Source organism: Ornatilinea apprima, from assembly GCF_001306115.1.
In the GTDB taxonomy this organism is placed as follows: domain Bacteria; phylum Chloroflexota; class Anaerolineae; order Anaerolineales; family Anaerolineaceae; genus Ornatilinea; species Ornatilinea apprima.
In genome coordinates this window covers 35,787-49,088 of the sequence record NZ_LGCL01000033.1, presented here as the reverse complement: position 1 = coordinate 49,088, position 13,302 = coordinate 35,787, and the positions used below count along the sequence as shown (strand labels likewise).

Sequence of the window (13,302 nt, the reverse complement as noted above, 5' to 3'; positions counted from 1 at the left end):
AACGCCAACCGAAAAAGCACAAAAGAGGCGCGGGCGCGCCTCTTTTGATGGGTACGGGCCGCCTTTCCCTACCTGCCAGGCGCGCCCAGGAAGAAAGCCTTGCCATCGGTGGCCACCGCGGCCGTCTGCTGGCAGTGCGGGCAGGGAATGAGAAAAATGGGCATCCGCTCCGCCATAACCAGTCTTAACAGCGGCTCAACCAGCGCGCGGCTGATCCACAAACCGCCCCCCATCCCCACCATCAGCGCCAGCCACCCGCTCACCAGGGGGTGAACACCCACCGCCAAACCAGCCGTGAAGGCCAGCAGCGCGGCGATCAAGGGTGTTACGCGGCGGCAGGTCTGTGGCGTGAAAAGGCGCGCGAAAGCGCCAGAAAACTGAATCCGCGCGCTGGCCGGCTGGCGGTGACCGGAGTACGCGTACGGCAGCTGCTCAACGATTTCTTCGGCCACAACAAAATGGACATGCCGGCAGTCCGGGCAGCAGAGATTAAATCCCCGCTCCATCTCATTTTTAACGGTGCGCAGCTCCACCGCCAGCGGGTTAAAACATAACTCCTCCAAAGGCTGCCGCGCCGCCGGGCCAGAGCCGCCCAAAGGGCTTTTTGCCAGGCTGGGGCCGGGCGCGGGAGAAACCGCAAAAGCCAGGTGAACACAACCGCTCATTTCACACCTTCCTTCCCAATACCGTTCCCATAAACGTTCCAGTAATAAAAAAACGAATCCGGCCAGGCGCGGATTCGCGGTGAGGTTTGCGGGTCTGCGAAAAAACAAAGCAGGCATGCATACCCGGTGAGACTTCCTTAACTTATAATAGCATGAATGGATGACGCGTCCAAGTCCGCGTCGTTTCGCGCGGGCGGCAAACGCCCCCACTCTTTCATCTCAAGGAGACAATTATGCTGCAAGCCCTGTTTGGCAACGCCTCAGAAGTGGATAGCAAAAACCTGCAACGCGACCTGAACGCCATCTTATGCGAGGGCGAGCAGGTGGTGAAAGCCTTTCGCGTGCTGCGCGACCTGTTCATCTTTACTGACAAGCGCCTGGTGCTGGTCGACAAGCAGGGCCTGACCGGCAGCAAAGTGGAATACCACTCCATCCCTTACCGCGCCATCTCCCATTTCGCGGTCGAATCGCCAGGCACCTTCGACCTCGACTCTGAGGTCAAAATCTATCTCATTGGCGAGCCCAACCCGATTGTGCGCGAGTTCAAGCGCGGCACCGACATCACCGGCTTCCAAAAAGCCCTGGCGCAGTTTGTGCTCAAGTAAATTTCGCGCGCCTTGCCGGCCTTTCCCGCCGTGGCGGGAAAGGCTTTTTTTATATGAGAGCTTGTTCATCTCATCCAGCCATTTTGGGGCAAATTGGCCGGGAAAATACGCGGAACCTGTGATTCCTGTGGTATACTGGACAAGTTCGCTTGCCAAAAGGCTCGCCGGACAGCAACATCATACCGGTGGGAAAAATTCTAAGCATTCTCACTGAAGAAAACCACATCAGCAGTCTTTGCCGCTGTTACTTTTTGAGCCAAGCCTCATTCCCCTGACATCCGCTTTTGACTTCTGAAGAAAAGGAACTTTTTGTGAACTTTACCCAGTTCAACCTTGACACGCGCCTGCAGGCCAGAATTGAGCGCGCAGGCTTCACCACGCCCACCCCTATTCAGGAGGCCGCGATTCCCGTTGTTCTCTCAGGCCGCGATCTGATCGGCACCGCCCAAACCGGCACCGGCAAGACCGCCGCCTTTGTATTACCTATCCTCAATAAATTGTTGCGCGGACCGCGTAACCGTACCCGCGCGCTGATCATCACCCCCACCCGCGAGCTGGCCGAACAAATCCACGAAGTGGTGCGCCTGCTGAGCGCCGGCACCAAAGTGCGCAGCGCCAGCGTTTATGGCGGCGTCTCGCAGGGCCCGCAGGTGCGCGCCCTCAAAGACGGCACCGAAATCATCATCGCCTGCCCCGGCCGCCTGCTGGACCTGATGGGCCAGCACGCCGCTGACCTGAGCGCGGTGGAAATGGTGGTTCTCGACGAGGCCGACCGCATGCTCGACATGGGCTTTTTACCGCCTGTTCAGCAAATTCTGGAACATGTTCCCGCCCAACGCCAAACCCTGCTCTTCTCGGCCACCTTTGAGCCCGAAGTGGAAAAGCTGGCCAAACGCGTGCTCACCGACCCGCAGCGCATCACCATTGGGCGCAGCCAGCCGGCCTACACCGTGGCGCACAGCATTTACCCGGTCAAACAGCACCTCAAAACCCCGCTGCTGATCGAGCTGCTCAAACAAACCGAAACGCAGTCGGTGCTGGTTTTTACCCGCACCAAACACCGCGCCAGCCGCCTGGCCGAGCAGATTGAGCGCGCCGGCTACAGCGTTACCAGCCTGCACGGCGACCGCACGCAGGGCCAGCGCCAAAACGCCCTGCGCGGCTTCAAGAGCGGCAAATTCCAGGTGATGGTCGCCACCGACATCGCCGCCCGCGGCCTGGACGTGGAAAGCATTTCGCACGTCATCAACTACGACATGCCTGGCTCGGCGGACGATTATATTCACCGTATCGGCCGCACCGGGCGCGCCCAGCGCAGCGGCGACGCCTACACCCTCGTTACCGGTGAAGACATGGACCTGGTGCGCAAGCTGGAAAAAATCCTCGGCAAGCCCCTGCCGCGCCAGATCCTGACCGACTTCGACTACAAGGTCCCCGCCCCGGCCGGCGCGCCCAACACCAAAACCGCGCCTGCGCGCCCCACCAACAAGCCCGATAAATCCGCGCGCAACTACCTGCGCAAGCGCGGCATCACCGTTACCCAATCGTCCCGGCAGCCTACCGCCGCCTGACCATTACCCCAATCCTCTCAGAGCGAGCCACGCGGCTCGCTCTTTTCATTTGTGTGCCGCTCTATGTTTGCGTTTTTTTGCACGATATTGAACATATTAAGTACACGAAATTACACGAATTTACACGAAACGTCTTGACAAAACCCGCATTCCGGCGTAGACTGGTTTCATATCCAAATAAAGGGTCAGGTTATTTACCATGCAATCTGCAAACAGCAAAATCATCTTGATCATTTCCTGCGTGATCTTCTTCGCGCTGGGCAGCCTTACCGCCGTCAACGGCCCGTTGCTGGCCGAATTCGCTCAGCTCAACCAAACCACCCTCACCGAAATCGGCGTAATCTTCACCGCCCTGTTCGCCGGGGCGCTCATCAGCCAGCTGGCAGCCGGCCCGCTCAGCGACCGCGTGGGGCAAAAGCCGGTCTTGATTGTGGGTGTGGCGCTGATGGTCATCGGCATTGTCAGCTACACCTTCACGCGCGTGTACCTGCTCACCCTTTTCTTCGCCCTGCTGGCCGGGTTCGGCCACGGCGCGGTAGACCTGGGCGGCAACGTGCTCATCGCGCGCGTCTTCAAAAACCGCAGCGTCTCCGCGCTCAATCTGCTCAACCTGTTCTTCGGGTTGGGGGCTTTTGTGGGGCCGGCGCTGGTCAGCTTCGCGCTCAAAACCTGGCAAACCGGCCTTCCGGCAGTGTGGATCAGTGCCGGCATGCTGGCGGTCAGCGGTGTGTGGATGCTGCGCACCCGCGTAGACGAAGAAGCCCCCACCGCGCAGCCTGGCAGCGCCCCGGCAGCCAGCGTCTACCGCTCGCCGCTCTTATGGCTGTTTGGCATGGTGTTGCTCATTTACGTCGGCACCGAGAACGGCATTGGCGGGTGGGCCACCATCTACTTTGAACAGTCGGCCGCCATGCAAACCGCGCAGGCCGCCCTGGTTACCTCGGGATTCTGGCTGGCGCTCACCGCCGGGCGGCTGGTCTCGGCCGGCCTGGGCATGCGCCTCTCTCCCGCCGCGGTGCTGGTTTCCAGCCTGGTTGAAGCGGCCGCCGGCGCGATTTTGCTGGCCGTCAGCCACGGGCAAGCCGCCCTCAGCGTGGTGGCGGTGCTGATGATCGGCTTTGGCTTCGGCGCGGTCTACCCCACCATGATCGGCATCACCACCGAAACTTTTTCGCAGGGCCCCGGCAAAGCCGCCAGTGTGGCCGCGGCCATGGGCTCGGTGGGCGGCATGCTCATCCCCTGGCTGCAGGGCGTCGTCATCGAACAAACCAGCACGCGTGTGTTCACCTTCGCGGTCGGCGCTCTCATCGTCCTCATGCTGGCTATCGCATTCTCGGTTACGCGCCGCTCCGCCCCGCCGGCAGCGATTCCCGCCCGTCCGCGGCCCTGATTGACCTTATCTGTTCAATCCTTCCTTACCCCGCCTCACGGCGGGGATTTTTTGCCAACAAAAAACATTCAATTTACGGTTTCTTTTTTTTATTGAATCGATAATAATATCTTCATCATCACACCATCATTTTTCAGAAAAACGGGGGAGATTAACTCCATATTGCATTTGCTAGCCTGAATTGATTTGGTACACAAAACGACGCCGAATGGGCTGTTGAGTCCATTATCGGCAGTCTCATCTTGACATTCATTGCTTTGTTTATTTGGGGGCAATATTCACCATGTTCGCTATGGAAAACATCGACCATCGCATTTTTAAGAAACCGTCTGCTGGAGAATTTGCAGCAATTGTTTTTGTGCTAACCATATCCATCTCGTTCGTCGTTTGCCATACCGGCGATTTTGTAGACTTCAAAGCCTATCTGGCTAGGACTAAAGGAGATTTCAGCCAATACTTTTATGGCTACTGGCTGCTGCCTTTTTTTCAAATCCTCTCTTGGCTGCCATTTGAAGCGAGTTATATCCTATGGATCGGATTAAGTGTTTTAGGCGTCTGGTTTGCCGCGAGGGTGTTTAATGGAAACAGTGCTCTGGCTTTGCTATCCTACCAGATGAGCAGTGTCTTATTCTGGGGACAAATTACAGGTATCCTTTGCGGCCTGTTAGGATTGTTCTGGTGGTCCATCCATCACCGCCGGTGGTGGATGGCTGGGATAGCATGTTTTTTGGCCGCGGCCAAACCCCAATCTGGCACAATTTTCGTTTTTCTGCTCTTACTATTTTCAAACACTTCATTCCGGGAAAAAATTCGCATTCTAATCATCCCCATGGTTGGATTTATCGTTTCGCTTCTTTTTTATCCGGGTTGGATTCTCGAAATTCTCTCCAGAAGAGGGGCTGTTTATACGGCAGGCAATATTTCTCTCTGGCAGTGGATTGGTCCATGGGCAATGCTCTTGAGTCTACCGGCGCTGGTCATCCCCGCGACGAAACAACAACGTTTTTTGGCGCTGTCAGCAGCCTGGGTACTCAGCATTCCGTATTTTTCGCTGCCTGATTTGTTGACTCTTTTTATATTTCCAGTTGAAATTGCGCCCATCCTGCTGGGCTATCTACCGGGTATTCTGATGCAGTTCTTTGGATTTGAGAGTCAAAAAGCCGGTTTTGTGATTCCCCTTCTGATTCTTGCGATGAATCTGCTTCCGCATTTCTTGCAAAGCAAAGCGGCACAAAAAAAGCTCCGGCTACCAGCAGCCGGTGAGCAAAAGCCCAACAATTGACTTTCCGCGCTTCAAATCCAGCTCAATTGCTCCACCCTGGGCGGATGCCAGCGCGGCGTGCGTGTGGACAGGCCCAGGCGCTGGCACTCGGCGCCCAGGGCGGCATTCAGCGCCTTCCAGTTCAGCGGGCGCGCGTCGTAGCGCTCGCCGTAGGTCTGCTCGTAGCGCGCCCGCAAGCCAGGAAAATGCTCATCCAACTGCTCGTAGAAATACAGGCGCTGGCGGTCGCGCAGAGTCATACCCACCGCCGGCAGCAGATAATCCGCCCCGACCTCTTTCGCCCTGCGCGCGATGGTCAGCAGGTTCTTCTCACTGTCTTCAAGAAACGGCAGCACCGGCATCAACGCCACCCCGGTGCGCACACCCGCAGCAGAAAGGTTTTCCAGCGCCCGCAGCCGGCGCGAGGGCGGCGGGGCGTAAGGCTCCAGCACGCGCGCCAGGTCGTCGTCGGCGGTGGTGAGTGTGAAGGCCACCACCGCCATGCTCTTGCGGTGAATCTCAACCAGCACATCCGCGTCGCGCGTCACCATGTCGCTCTTCGTCAGCAAATGCAGCGGGAAGCCAGCCTCAGCAATCACCTCCAGCGCGCGGCGAGTCAGGCGGTAGTCCCGCTCCACAAAGGTATAGGGGTCGCTCATGGAGCCGGTGCCAATCGTGCCCTTCACGCGCTTGCGCTTTAATTCCGCGCGCAGCACTTCGGGCGCGTTGACCTTGACCAGCACATCGTTGAAATCTTCGATCTGGTAGCATTCGCTGCGCGAGTCGCAGTAAATACACTGGTGCTGGCAGCCGCGGTAAATGTTAAAGCCATACGTCAGCCCGAACCAATCGTCGGGCTGGCGATAGCGGTTTAACATCGTTTTGGCTTCCATCTCGCGGATCAACTCAATCTCCAGTTCTGCGCAGCACCATCTATTGGCAGATGACGCCTGAGCGCTCTGCAGCGCGCCAGCAAATCCATCTCATTTTATACCCGCCCTGGTCATGCGCCGTCAACGGCCAAATCAGAAAGTCCGCCAGTCTTGCTTACCCCCTATAGTGGATGGATGTATAATCGGGGTTGAACTTTTTCTCTAAGGACCACTCCATGATCGCCAGTTTTCGCACCCGCATCGACCGCGCTCTGGGCGCGCAGCCTCATCAGATTCAAAACATGCTGGCTTATTTTGCTGCTTTTGGCGGTTTGGGGCTGTTGGGCAGCCTGGTGGGGCCCACCCTGCCCACCCTCGCGGAGCAAACCGGTTCGCGGGTGGGCGCGCTGGGGCTGATCTTCTTTCTGCGCTCTCTCGGCTTCTCCATTGGCACCGTCACCCTGGGGCGGCTGGTAGACCGCGTGAAAATTAACCAGTTGATGGGCGCGTGCGTCTTCGCCGACGGTCTGGCGGTGATTCTGATTCCCTCTTTGCATTCCAACTGGCTGTTGGGCGCGGCCTTCATGTTCGCCGGGTTAATGGAAAGCGTTATCGCTGTGGCAGCCAACACCGGCATCGTGTGGATGTATAACGAACGCGCCAACCCGGTCATCACCGGACTGCATTTTTGTTTTGGCCTGGGGGCTTTCATCGCCCCGCTGATTGTGGCCCAGCTCATCAATCAGGCGGAGGGCGTCAAACTGTCCTATTGGATCGTATCCGCTTACCTGTTGCTGGTCGGCGCGACACTGCTGTTGCGCGCGCACAGCCCGCTGCCTTCCGAAAGCCACGAAGAAGCGCGGGCGGCCACCACCCGCTCCGACTACGTCCTGGTAGCGGTAACCTCAATGATGCTCTTCTTTTATGTCGGCGCGGAAATCTCTTTTTCCGGCTGGTATTTCACCTTCTTAACCTCGCTGAACGTGGTGGTCGAGCAGACCGCCGCCTATATGAACTCGGCTTTCTGGCTTGCCTTCACCGCCGGGCGGCTCATCGCGGTGCTGCTCTCCATGCGCGTCAAGTCGCAGACCATTCTGCTGGTGGCTCTGCTGGGCTGCCTGACCGCCATGGGGATGCTCATTTTGCTGCCGCCGCTGCCGGCTGTGCTGTGGCTGGTTCCCGCCCTGACCGGCTTCTTTATGGCGCCCATCTTCCCGGTGGGGTTTGCCTGGGCCAGTGAATCCCTGCGCCTCACCGGGCGGCTGACCGGTATCATCTTTATGGGAGACAGCATCGGTGCCATGCTGCTGCCCTGGCTGGCCGGCATGCTGCTCGACACCACCGGCCCGCAAATGCTGGCGCCCACCGTCTTTCTGATCATGTTCCTCAACCTGGCCGCCTACCTGATCATGCGCCGCCTGGTGGCTCACCGCCAGAAGCAAGCCGGGGCTGCCAGCACGTCCTGATCCAGCCGGGTATTTTTCTCCTGCCCCAAAATACGCTATACTGGTTTTAGCACACCGCTGAAAGCCGGTGAACGCGTTTAACCCGCTCATCCAAAGAGAAAGGGGCAGCAGGATGGCAAAAAATCCGGTGGTATTCTGGGAGCTGGCCAGCCACGACCAGGAAAAAACGGCGCAGTTCTTCCGTGATGTGTTTGAATGGGAAATCAACTTCAATGAGCAATTGGGCTTCTACATTGTGCCCGAGCGCTTCACCCCCGAAGCGATGGAAGGCGGCATTTTCACCCTCAAACGCGCGCGCCTGCCGTTTATCGCCCTCTATATTCAGGTGGAAGGGATTGAGGAGATGGCCCAAAAAGTGGAGGCGGCAGGCGGCTCAATCCTCGACCCGGTTACCAGGCTGGGCAGCGGCTCCAAACTGTGCCTGTTCAATGAACCCTCTGGAGTAACCTTCGCCATGATCGAACCGGCCCCCAAACCCGCCTGACGCCCCCTATGAGACTGAGACCCAGGGGTGAATGTATCCAATGAACGCTGAGAGCAATTTCCCCGGCCTGTCCGCGCAAATCGCCGTATTTTGGCCGCTGTTGGGGCTGGCCGCCATCCCCCTCTGGTGGATCGGCCGCGATGACCGGGTCAGATCGCTGCGCCTGACTTTCTCTATTCTGTTGGGACTGTGGCTGCTGTTCTTCGCCTTGCGCTTTACCGCCTGGGTAGCCAGCGAACCGCTACCGGCTTTCATTCCGTCCTGGATTGAAACTGTCCTCTTCTTCGCCGCTGGTCTGGGGCTGGCCGCCGCCCTGCTGATCGTTTTCTCGCTGCGCCTGCAGCCCCCCAAACCCGCCTATCAGCGCGTTAAGAAAGCCGCCGACCTGCTGGCGCTCTCCAACGACGGCTTTGAGCGCCTTGTCCAATACACCTACCAGAACATCGGCTACACCCTCGAAAAGCCTGCCAATCCATCCCAGGCGCGGCTGATCAATTTCATCGCCACCGGGGCTAACAGCCCCACCCACCTGGTACACAGCCACCGCTATGCCGGGCGCGTGGGCGAGCCAGTGCTGCGCGAATTGATCCGCATGCTCGATATCTATCCCGACGCGCGCATCGATGTGATCACCACCAGCACCTTCAGCCCCCAGGCCGAGACCTACGCGCAGAACAAACCTTTTCATCTCATTGACGCCGATGAGCTGATCCGTCTCTTCCAGCGCGCGCAGAAAGCCCAGCTTTCAGCCGCCGCCAAAAAGAAGACAAAAAAAACAGCCCGGCCATAAGCACCGGGCTGGTTTGCTGTTCACAACCACCTGAATTAGATGAACAGGGTCGCGTTCGATTCGTCGGAGCTGGCGATAAACGTGGCCACCCCGGCAATTTCCACGCCGTCGAGCAGTTCTTCCTTCTTGATACCCATCAGATCCATCGACATCTGGCAGGCCAGCAGGCGCACGCCGTTTTCTTGCGCCGTGCGGATCAGCACCGGCAGCGAGTCGACGTTCTTTTCTTTCATAATCCACTTGATCATCTCGGTACCCATGCCGGCCATGTGCATCTTCGAGAGGGTCAGTTTGTTGGCGCCGCGCGGCATCATAAAACCAAACATCTTCTCAATCAGGTTCTTCTTTACCGGCACATAAGCGTCTTTGCGCAGAATGTTCAAACCCCAGAAAGTAAAGAACAGGGTGACTTTGTGGCCCATGGAGGCCGCGCCGTTAGCGATGATGAAAGCCGCCAGGGCTTTATCCAGGTCGCCAGAGAAGACCACCATTGTCTTATCCAGCGAAACTGCCGCCGCGCCGGTCTCGGCTGGTTTTTCAACCATGCCCTTTTGAATGCGCGCCGTGATCACGCCGTTTTCCGTATCCACCGAGAGCAGGCGGTTGCCGGTGCGGTCGCTCCAGGCCTTCACGTCGCTGGTAAAGCCAAAATCGGTGGCGGTGACGGTAATCACATCGCCGTCATTGACTTCTTTAACCTTGTTGTACAGCTTAAGGATGGGGCCTGGGCACTGCAGGCCGCAGGCATCCAGCATGTATTCATTCACATTGGTCAATGTTACCGGCGGGATTTCCTTGATCTCTTCACGGCTGCTGATTGAGACATTTTCAAAAATATCAAAGTTAGACTGCCTCCCCACCGCATGGGAGTAGGTTTTGAAGCCGCCGTTCAAATTGACCACGTCAAAACCTTCCTGCTTGAGCAGGCGGTATGCAAAATAACCACGCTGCCCAGCCTGACAGTAGATCACCACGCGCTTGTTGCGCGGAATCTCGTTGAGATGGTCACGCAGTCCCTGCAGGGGAATATTCGCCGCGCCGTCAATCGCGCCAATCATCAGCTCTTCGGGCTTGCGCACGTCCAGCAGGAAGTTGGTTTCACGGTCCAGACCGGCAATTTCGTTCCAATCAATCGTTTCCACATCACCGCGCAGCATATTGCCCGCCACAAAACCGATGATATTCACCGGGTCGCGTGAGGAGCCAAAAGGCGGGGCGTACGCCAGTTCCAGTTCTTCCAGGTCAAACACCTTCATCCCGGCGCGGATGGCAGTAGCGATCACGTCAATGCGCTTGTCCACACCTTCCATACCCACAATCTGCGCGCCGTAGATCGTGCCATCCAGGCCAAAGAGCAGTTTGAACGCCATCGGCGCTGCGCCAGGGTAGTAACCGGCATGATTGGAGGCGTGAATAATGGCATTCTTGAACTGGATGCCGGCCTGTTCCAACTGGCGGCTGTTCATGCCGGTGGCGGCCACGGTGATGTCAAACACTTTCACAATCGAAGTACCCTGCACGCCCTTAAAGCGCACGTTGCGTCCAACGATGTGGTCGGCCACCATACGGCCCTGCTTGCTGGCCGGACCAGCCAGCGGCAGGCTGGTGGCTTCGTGGGTCAATAAATGCTCCACCGAAGCCGCGTCGCCAATCGCGTAAATGTCGGGGTCGTTGGTTTGCAGGGTGGCGTTGGTGGCAATCGTGCCGCGCGGGCCCAGCTCCAGACCGGCGTCTTTGGCCAGCTGGTTTTCGGGCTTCACGCCAATCGAGAGGATCACCATCTCGGTGTCCACTTTGCGGTCCGACTGCAGGGTAACTTTCAGCCAGCCTTGCTCGCTCGGTTCAATGGATTTCACGCCATCACCCAAAGCCAGGCGCACATGCTTAAAATGCATGTGCTGGTGCACCAGGGCGGCCATATCGTAATCGATGGGCGCCATCACCTGCGGCAGCATTTCAATCAGGGTAACCTCAATGCCGCGGTGCTGCAGGTTTTCGGCCAGCTCCACGCCAATGAAACCACCGCCCACCACCACCGCGCGCGAAGGGCGTTTTTCATCCACAAAGGACTTGATCTTGTCCATGTCAGGAATGTTGCGCAGGGTAAACACCTGCGGCAGATCCGCGCCGGGGATGGGCGGCAGGATCGGCGCCGCGCCAGGCGAAAGCACCAGCCGGTCGTAGCTTTCCAGGTATTCCGTTCCAGTGCGATGATCTTTAACTGTAACCGTGTGATCGTCGCGGTTGATGCGAATCACCTCATGCTGCGTGCGCGCTTCAATCCCCAGTAAATTCTTCAGCTCTTCGGGGGTCAGCACCAGCAGTTTCTCACGATCCTTAATCACCTCGCCGATATGGTACGGCAGGCCGCAGTTCGCGAAGGAAATATATTCCCCGCGCTCCAGAATCACAATATCGGCATGTTCATCCATACGGCGCAATCGCGCGGCCGCGCTGGCTCCACCTGCCACACCACCAACGACAACTGTCTTCATGTCTTGCTCCTTAAAAATAATTACTTGTTATTCCGGTTAAACGATTGGGTTAAATCGGCCCGCGCCTCAATTTTCGAGGTCAGAATGCCGCGCATTAAATCCAGGGCCTGGATAATACGCTGGTCGCTGAGCGAATAAAACACTGCCGGCCCCTGCCGGTCGGTTTCCACCAGCTCACGCTCGCGCAAGACGCGCAGGTGACGCGAGACGGTGGACTGGGGCATATCCAGCAGCTCTGATATCTCGTTCACGTAGCGGCCTTTCTCGGCCAGCACATAGAGAATCAGAATGCGCTTGGGGTCGCCCAGGGCGTAGCACACCCGCTCATGCAGCAGATTGATTTCCTGTTCCAGGATTGGAAGTTCCATCATCCCTTCTTTCTTATATTCACATAACCGCATATAAGAATATACCACTATTCTAACCTGATTGCTTGTGACAAATGTCACGATTCGGGAATGATACAAGGTTTTTCAGCAGGCTTTTGCAAAGTAGCCGGTTTCATGCCATAATACGAGCCACAGAAAGGATGAAAACCGATGAGCCTGCCCTACCAATGGTTATTGTTTGACGCGGACGGAACCCTGTTCGACTATGACGCCGCCGAAGCCAGCGCCCTGCGCGAGGCCTTTCGCCTGGAGCGGCTGTCCTTCTCCACAGAGATCGAGGCCGCCTACCGGCAGATCAACGCGCGCGTCTGGCAGGCCTTTGAAAACGGGCAGATCAGCTCGCAAGAGCTGCGCGTGGAACGCTTCCGCCAGTTATTCCAGCAGTTCAACCTCAATGAAGACGCGCAAATCTTCAGCCGCCTCTACCTGGGCTTTTTAGGCCAATCCAGCCAGCTGCTGGACGGCGCGGAAGAGCTGATTTTCGGCCTGCGCGGGCAGGGCTACCGCCTGGCGATCATCACCAACGGTCTCTCCGACGTGCAGCGCCCGCGCCTGGCGGCTTCTTCCATCTCCGGTTGTTTTGAAGGGCTGTTCATCTCAGAAGAGCTGCCGGCCGCCAAACCTCACCCGGCCTTTTTTGACGCCGTCTTCCAGCAGATTGGCCAGCCGCAGAAATCTAGCGTGCTGGTTATCGGCGACAGCCTCAGCTCCGACATTCGCGGCGGGCAGGCCTACCAGTTGGATACCTGCTGGTACCACCCCAACGGAGGCGCTCCGCTGCCAGACGATCTGCAGCCCACCTACACCATCACCCGCCTGGAAGAACTGCTGGACATTCTCCAATCCCAATAAGCCTGTCCGTTGATTTCCTTCTGGCGTAGACAAAACCAGGGCGCGAGAATCTCGCGCCCTGTTGGGAAACCGAAAAGGATAAACTGCCTCAGGCGCCCGGGCTGGTGCGTCCCCAGTCGTCTTCAAGGCGCACAATATCATCTTCCACACAGATGCCGTACTGCGTTTCAATAAACACCAAAAAATCTTCGCCGTTATTCTCGATGCGGTGAACCTGGCCTTTATCAATATAAATCGCGTCGCCGCGGCGCACCGCGCGCACCTCATCACCAACCGTCACCAATCCGCTGCCCTGCACCACAGCCCAGTGTTCCGCGCGCAAATGATGCAGCTGCAAAGAAAGGCGCTTGCCCGGGTTGACAATAATGCGCTTTACCCGGTAACCCGGCTCATTCAAATATTCTTCCCAACGCCCCCACGGGCGGTTATCTGAATCGATCATAGGTCAATTTGCCTCCTGTT

General features: G+C 57.7%; 13 protein-coding genes. 8 read left to right on the top strand and 5 right to left on the bottom strand.

Annotated elements, in window-relative coordinates; genetic code table 11:
* Nucleotides 1–68 precede the first annotated feature (68 nt).
* Nucleotides 69–665, bottom strand: coding sequence for a hypothetical protein (locus ADN00_RS14290; protein ID WP_075063676.1), 597 nt, complete (start codon nucleotides 663–665; stop codon nucleotides 69–71).
* A 233-nt stretch (nucleotides 666–898) separates the two neighbouring features.
* Here ADN00_RS14290 and ADN00_RS14285 point away from each other — a divergent pair, with 233 nt between their 5' ends.
* The 4 genes from ADN00_RS14285 (at nucleotide 899) to ADN00_RS14270 (ending at nucleotide 5,513) form a co-directional block, all read left to right on the top strand.
* Nucleotides 899–1,270: a PH domain-containing protein gene (locus tag ADN00_RS14285; protein WP_075063675.1), complete on the top strand. Its 372-nt coding sequence runs from the start codon at nucleotides 899–901 to the stop codon at nucleotides 1,268–1,270.
* A gap of 311 nt (nucleotides 1,271–1,581) precedes the next feature.
* Nucleotides 1,582–2,841 (top strand): DEAD/DEAH box helicase, encoded by a 1,260-nt coding sequence (locus tag ADN00_RS14280; protein WP_075063692.1) that lies wholly within the window; start codon nucleotides 1,582–1,584, stop codon nucleotides 2,839–2,841.
* A 199-nt stretch (nucleotides 2,842–3,040) separates the two neighbouring features.
* On the top strand, nucleotides 3,041–4,231 hold the full coding sequence (locus tag ADN00_RS14275; protein WP_075063674.1) for an MFS transporter: 1,191 nt from the start codon (nucleotides 3,041–3,043) through the stop codon (nucleotides 4,229–4,231).
* Nucleotides 4,232–4,514: 283 nt separating this feature from the next.
* Nucleotides 4,515–5,513 carry a glycosyltransferase family 87 protein gene (locus ADN00_RS14270; protein ID WP_075063673.1) on the top strand — a complete coding sequence of 333 codons (999 nt, stop codon included), beginning with the start codon at nucleotides 4,515–4,517 and terminating at the stop codon, nucleotides 5,511–5,513.
* Between the two features lie 11 nt (nucleotides 5,514–5,524).
* Here ADN00_RS14270 and ADN00_RS14265 read toward each other — a convergent pair whose 3' ends face one another.
* Nucleotides 5,525–6,397: an SPL family radical SAM protein gene (locus ADN00_RS14265; protein WP_075063672.1), complete on the bottom strand. Its 873-nt coding sequence runs from the start codon at nucleotides 6,395–6,397 to the stop codon at nucleotides 5,525–5,527.
* Nucleotides 6,398–6,600: 203 nt separating this feature from the next.
* Here ADN00_RS14265 and ADN00_RS14260 point away from each other — a divergent pair, with 203 nt between their 5' ends.
* The 3 genes from ADN00_RS14260 (at nucleotide 6,601) to ADN00_RS14250 (ending at nucleotide 9,104) form a co-directional block, all read left to right on the top strand.
* Nucleotides 6,601–7,830, top strand: a complete 1,230-nt coding sequence (locus ADN00_RS14260) for an MFS transporter (RefSeq protein WP_075063671.1) — start codon at nucleotides 6,601–6,603, stop codon at nucleotides 7,828–7,830.
* A 112-nt stretch (nucleotides 7,831–7,942) separates the two neighbouring features.
* Complete coding sequence (locus tag ADN00_RS14255; protein WP_075063670.1) at nucleotides 7,943–8,314, top strand: VOC family protein; 372 nt, start codon at nucleotides 7,943–7,945, stop codon at nucleotides 8,312–8,314.
* A gap of 40 nt (nucleotides 8,315–8,354) precedes the next feature.
* Nucleotides 8,355–9,104: a restriction endonuclease gene (locus ADN00_RS14250; RefSeq protein ID WP_075063669.1), complete on the top strand. Its 750-nt coding sequence runs from the start codon at nucleotides 8,355–8,357 to the stop codon at nucleotides 9,102–9,104.
* A gap of 35 nt (nucleotides 9,105–9,139) precedes the next feature.
* Here ADN00_RS14250 and ADN00_RS14245 read toward each other — a convergent pair whose 3' ends face one another.
* Both ADN00_RS14245 and ADN00_RS14240 read right to left on the bottom strand, forming a co-directional pair.
* Nucleotides 9,140–11,599 carry a DsrE/DsrF/DrsH-like family protein gene (locus ADN00_RS14245; RefSeq protein ID WP_075063668.1) on the bottom strand — a complete coding sequence of 820 codons (2,460 nt, stop codon included), beginning with the start codon at nucleotides 11,597–11,599 and terminating at the stop codon, nucleotides 9,140–9,142.
* Between the two features lie 20 nt (nucleotides 11,600–11,619).
* Nucleotides 11,620–11,967, bottom strand: coding sequence for an ArsR/SmtB family transcription factor (locus tag ADN00_RS14240; protein WP_160317532.1), 348 nt, complete (start codon nucleotides 11,965–11,967; stop codon nucleotides 11,620–11,622).
* Between the two features lie 171 nt (nucleotides 11,968–12,138).
* Here ADN00_RS14240 and ADN00_RS14235 point away from each other — a divergent pair, with 171 nt between their 5' ends.
* Nucleotides 12,139–12,840 carry a YjjG family noncanonical pyrimidine nucleotidase gene (locus ADN00_RS14235; protein WP_082390154.1) on the top strand — a complete coding sequence of 234 codons (702 nt, stop codon included), beginning with the start codon at nucleotides 12,139–12,141 and terminating at the stop codon, nucleotides 12,838–12,840.
* 88 nt (nucleotides 12,841–12,928) lie between these two features.
* Here the strand turns inward: ADN00_RS14235 and ADN00_RS14230 are convergent, their stop codons facing one another.
* Nucleotides 12,929–13,282, bottom strand: coding sequence for a phosphomannose isomerase type II C-terminal cupin domain (locus ADN00_RS14230; protein ID WP_075063666.1), 354 nt, complete (start codon nucleotides 13,280–13,282; stop codon nucleotides 12,929–12,931).
* Between the last annotated feature and the right edge of the window lie 20 nt (nucleotides 13,283–13,302).

Coding starts and splice junctions, on each gene's coding strand:
- ADN00_RS14290 (WP_075063676.1), bottom strand. CDS start 665: ATGAGCGGTTGTGTTCACCTGGCTTTTGCGGTTTCTCCCGCGCCCGGC.
- ADN00_RS14285 (WP_075063675.1), top strand. CDS start 899: ATGCTGCAAGCCCTGTTTGGCAACGCCTCAGAAGTGGATAGCAAAAAC.
- ADN00_RS14275 (WP_075063674.1), top strand. CDS start 3,041: ATGCAATCTGCAAACAGCAAAATCATCTTGATCATTTCCTGCGTGATC.
- ADN00_RS14270 (WP_075063673.1), top strand. CDS start 4,515: ATGTTCGCTATGGAAAACATCGACCATCGCATTTTTAAGAAACCGTCT.
- ADN00_RS14260 (WP_075063671.1), top strand. CDS start 6,601: ATGATCGCCAGTTTTCGCACCCGCATCGACCGCGCTCTGGGCGCGCAG.
- ADN00_RS14255 (WP_075063670.1), top strand. CDS start 7,943: ATGGCAAAAAATCCGGTGGTATTCTGGGAGCTGGCCAGCCACGACCAG.
- ADN00_RS14250 (WP_075063669.1), top strand. CDS start 8,355: ATGAACGCTGAGAGCAATTTCCCCGGCCTGTCCGCGCAAATCGCCGTA.
- ADN00_RS14245 (WP_075063668.1), bottom strand. CDS start 11,599: ATGAAGACAGTTGTCGTTGGTGGTGTGGCAGGTGGAGCCAGCGCGGCC.
- ADN00_RS14240 (WP_160317532.1), bottom strand. CDS start 11,967: ATGGAACTTCCAATCCTGGAACAGGAAATCAATCTGCTGCATGAGCGG.
- ADN00_RS14235 (WP_082390154.1), top strand. CDS start 12,139: ATGAGCCTGCCCTACCAATGGTTATTGTTTGACGCGGACGGAACCCTG.
- ADN00_RS14230 (WP_075063666.1), bottom strand. CDS start 13,282: ATGATCGATTCAGATAACCGCCCGTGGGGGCGTTGGGAAGAATATTTG.